4 protein-coding genes and 1 pseudogene are annotated in these 4,311 nt (G+C 69.3%); 1 reads left to right on the top strand and 4 read right to left on the bottom strand.

From position 1 onward, the window contains the following. From RIF89_RS11370 to RIF89_RS11385, 4 genes are all read right to left on the bottom strand, one after another. Positions 1-2,276, bottom strand: a 2,276-nt coding sequence (locus RIF89_RS11370) for an excinuclease ABC subunit UvrA (RefSeq protein WP_309069224.1), incomplete at its 3' end; no start/stop codon positions are given. A 52-nt stretch (positions 2,277-2,328) separates the two neighbouring features. Further along, on the bottom strand, positions 2,329-2,742 hold the full coding sequence (locus RIF89_RS11375; protein WP_309069225.1) for a VOC family protein: 414 nt from the start codon (positions 2,740-2,742) through the stop codon (positions 2,329-2,331). Positions 2,743-2,747: 5 nt separating this feature from the next. Beyond that, entirely contained in the window at positions 2,748-3,194 is a 447-nt protein-coding gene (locus tag RIF89_RS11380) for a helix-turn-helix transcriptional regulator (protein ID WP_309069226.1), read from the bottom strand. A gap of 49 nt (positions 3,195-3,243) precedes the next feature. Beyond that, on the bottom strand, positions 3,244-3,864 hold the full coding sequence (locus RIF89_RS11385) for a TIGR00730 family Rossman fold protein (protein ID WP_309069227.1): 621 nt from the start codon (positions 3,862-3,864) through the stop codon (positions 3,244-3,246). 34 nt (positions 3,865-3,898) lie between these two features. Here RIF89_RS11385 and RIF89_RS11390 point away from each other — a divergent pair. Continuing rightward, positions 3,899-4,311 (top strand): annotated as a pseudogene (locus RIF89_RS11390) (LpqB family beta-propeller domain-containing protein); the annotation flags it as partial.

Below are 4,311 nucleotides of genomic sequence, written 5' to 3' on the forward strand. Positions count from 1 at the left end.
TCGAACACGATGCGGCCGCCGTCGTGACCCGCCCCGGGGCCCAGGTCGATGATCCAATCGGCGTGCGCCATGACGGCCTGGTGGTGCTCGATCACGATGACCGTCTTGCCCGAGTCGACGAGGCGGTCGAGCAGGCCGAGGAGGTTCGCGACATCCGCGAGGTGGAGGCCGGTGGTCGGCTCGTCGAGCACGTACACGTCGGCCTTCTCCCCCATCTGGTTGGCGAGCTTGATCCGCTGGCGCTCACCGCCCGACAGGGTCGAAAGCGGCTGACCGAGCGTGAGGTAACCGAGCCCGACGTCCTCGAGGCGTCCCAGGATCGCCGCGGCGGCCGGGATCTTCGCCTCGCCCTCCGAGAAGAAGGGGCGCGCCTCGGCGACGGGCAGGTCGTACACCTCGGTGATGTCCTTGCCGCCCAGCTTGTACTCGAGCACAGCCGCCTGGAAGCGCTTGCCGCCGCAGTCCTCGCACGGGGTCTCGACGGTGTCCATGAAGCCGAGCTCCGTGATGATCACGCCGGCGCCCTTGCACGTGGGGCACGCTCCCTCCGAGTTCGCGCTGAACAGCGCGGGCTTGACGCCGTTGGCCTTTGCGAAGGCCTTGCGGATCGGCTCGAGCAGGCCCGTATAGGTCGCCGGGTTGCTGCGTCGTGAGCCCCGGATCGCTCCCTGGTCGATCGACACGACGCCGTCCCGCGGCGACACCTCGCCGTGGATGAGCGAGCTCTTGCCCGAACCCGCGACACCCGTCACGACGGTCAGCACGCCGAGCGGGATGTCGACGTCGACGTCTCGCAGGTTGTTCCCCCGCGCGCCGCGGATCTCGATCGCGCCGGAGCCGGAGCGCACCGACGACCTCAGTTGCGCACGGTAGTCGAGATGCTGTCCCGTGAGCGTGCCGCTCGCCTTGAGGCCGTCGACCGTTCCCTCGAAGCAGATCGTGCCGCCCGCGCTGCCGGCCCGCGGGCCGAGGTCGATGACGTGGTCGCCGATCGCGATGGTCTCCGGCTTGTGCTCGACGACCAGCACGGTGTTTCCCTTGTCGCGCAGCTGCAGCAGCAGGCCGTTCATGCGCTGGATGTCGTGCGGATGCAGCCCGATCGTCGGCTCGTCGAACACGTAGGTGACGTCGGTCAGCGACGACCCCAGGTGACGGAGCATCTTGATCCGCTGCGCCTCTCCCCCGCTCAGCGTGCCCGACGGCCGCTCGAGGCTGAGGTACCCGAGGCCGAGGGTCACGAAGGCGTCCAGGTTGGCGCTGAGCGCCTTCAGCAAGGGTCCCGTTCCGGGCTTGTCGAGCGCGCGCACCCACGCGGCGAGATCGGTGACCTGCATGCGGCACGCGTCGGCGATGCTGACGCCGTCGATCCTGGACGAGCGCGCGCCCTCGGTCAGGCGGGTGCCATCGCACTCTGGGCACGTCGCGAAGGTCGCCACGCGCTCCACGAACGCACGGACGTGCGGCTGCAGCGACTCGACATCCTTCGACAGCATCGCCTTGGTGATCTTGGGGATCAGGCCCTCGTAGGTCATGTTGATCCCGGCGATCTTGACCTTCGTGACCTCGCCGTAAAGGAAGGCGTGCCGCTGCTTGTCGGTGAAGGTCGAGATCGGCTTGTCGGCCGGATAGAAGCCCGACTCCGAGAAGCCCTTCACCATCCAGCCGTCCGGCGTGTAGCCGGGTACCTGGATCGCACCCTCGTTCAGCGACTTGGACTCGTCGACGATCTGGGACAGGTCGAGGTCGGACACCTGGCCGCGGCCCTCGCAACGGGGACACATGCCGCCGAGGTAGATGACGTCCTTCACGATCTTCTTCTCGCCCTTGGGTCCCGTCATCACCCCGCTCGCCTTCTGCGTCGGGATGTTGAACGAGAACGCGGTCGGACCGCCGATGTACGGCTCGCCCAGTCGGCTGAACAGGATGCGCAGCATCGCGTTCGCGTCGGTGACGGTGCCGACCGTCGACCGCGGGTTCGCGCCGAGCCGCTCCTGATCGACGATGATCGCGGTCGTGAGCCCCTCGAGCACGTCGACGTCGGGGCGCGGGACGGACGGCATGAAGCCCTGCACGAAGGCGCTGTAGGTCTCGTCGATCATGCGCCGGGACTCGGCCGCGATCGTGTCGAACACGAGCGAGCTCTTTCCGGATCCCGACACGCCCGTGAACACGGTCAGCCTGCGCTTCGGGATCTCGACGCTGACGTCCTTGAGGTTGTTCTCGCGCGCGCCCTGCACGCGGATGAGGTCGTGGCTGTCGGCGGGATGGTCCGGCATGTGGGGCTCCTGGGGAAGGAAAGGGACGGAGGGGGAAGCGGAAGCGGACGGTTCAGGCGCGCTGCTGGATGCGGATCGCGTTGCCGGCGGGGTCGCGGACGGCGAAGTCACGCACGCCGTAGTCCTGGTCGATCGGCTCCTGCACGATGTCGACGCCGGGGTGCGCCTGCACCTGCTCGAACACGGCGTCGACGTCGCGCGCGGCGAGCACGATGCCGGCGTAGGTGCCCTTGGCCATCATCTCTGCGATGGTTCGACGCTCGGCGTCGGTGATGCCGGGATCGACCGCGGGCGGGGTGAGCACGATCGCCGTGTCGGGCTGACCGACCGGGCCGACGGTAATCCAGCGCATGTTCTCGTACCCGACGTCGAGGCGCACCTCGAAGCCGAGCACGTCCCGGTAGAACGCGAGCGACGCCTCCGGATCGGTGTGGGGCAGGAAACTGGTGCTGATCGTGATGTCCATGTGCGTCACGCTATCGACGCTCCTTCCGGGCGCGCTTCTCGATTCCTGACCGGCCTCGTCACCGACTTCACCACCAGCGAGGGCAGACCGGCCAGGCCGTGCTGCGCCTCGCGCCGGTACACGCTGGGAGGCATCCCCACGAGCTCCGTGAAGCGCGAGCTGAACGTGCCGAGCGAGGCGCAGCCGACTTCGAGGCACACCTCCGTGACGCTCAGGTCACCGCGTCGCAGCAGCGTCATGGCGCGCTCGATGCGGCGGGTCATGAGATAGGAGTAGGGCGACTCGCCGTAGGCGATCTTGAACTGCCGGCTCAGGTGGCCCGCCGACATGTGCACGGCGCGGGCGAGCGCCTCGACGTCGAGGGGCTCGGCGTAGTCGCGGTCCATGCGATCGCGCACGCGCCTCAGCAGCGCGAGCTCTCGCAGGCGCGCTTCGTCGAGGTCCGTGGCCACGACACGATGGTGCCATGACCCGCGGACATCGTCCCAGGGGTGCAGCGGGTCAGGCCCGCGGCGCCTCGCCCTCGGTCCACTTCGGCGCCGGAGGCGTCCAGTCCTCCAGCAGCCGGATGAGTTCGCGCGGCGTCGTTGCCACGAGCAGCGAGTCGCGGAAGGAGGCGGCCACGAAGCCCTCCTCCACCATCCGGTCGAGCATCGTGAGCATGGGGCGCCAGAAGCCGCGCACGTCGTACACCGCCACCGGCTTCCGGTGGATGCCGAGCTGCAGCCACGTCCACACCTCGAAGAACTCCTCGAGCGTGCCGATCCCGCCGGGGAGAGCCACGAACGCGTCGCCCAGGTCGGCCATCCGCATCTTCCGCGCGTGCATGTCCGGCACGATCTCGAACGTCGTGAGCCCGGTGTGCGCGATTTCCTTGTCCACGAGCGCCTGGGGCATGACGCCGTGCACCTCGCCGCCGGCCTCGCTGGCCGCCGTCGACACGGCGCCCATGAGCCCGACGTTCCCACCGCCGTACACGACCGCGATGCCTCGGGCTGCGAACGCCTGTCCGACGTCGACCGCCGCGCGCGCGTACGCGGGGTCCGTGCCCGCCGCTGACCCCGTGAACACGGTGATGCGACGGATCGATCCTGAGACGGCGGCGCCGGGCGTGGTGGTCATGTTCCCCAGCCTACGGACGTCATAGGTTGAGAGAGTGACCGCCCCCGCCACGTACCTGCGCTACCCCCACGTCCACGCGGACCTCGTCACGTTCGTCGCCGCGGACGACGTCTGGATCGCACCGCTCGCCGGTGGGCGCGCCTGGCGCGTCACGAGCGACAGCGCACCCGTGCGGCAGCCGCGCTTCTCCCCCGATGGCGCCCGCATCGCCTTCGTCTCGCACCGCGACGGACATCCCGAGGTCATGGTCGCCGAGGTCGGCTCGGGAGAGGTCCGCCGCCTCACCCACTGGGGCGCGCAGGCGACGAGCGTGCTCGGCTGGACCGCGGACGGCCGGATCATCGCGGCCTCCAACGGCGGCGAGCCGAACATCCGCCACACGGTCGTCAAGCTGCTGTCGCTCGATGGCGCGTGGGAGCGTCCGCAGATCGGCATGGCCTCGGCCAT

Origin of the sequence: Microbacterium sp., from assembly GCF_031178525.1 — a bacterium.
Lineage (GTDB): Bacteria > Actinomycetota > Actinomycetes > Actinomycetales > Microbacteriaceae > Microbacterium.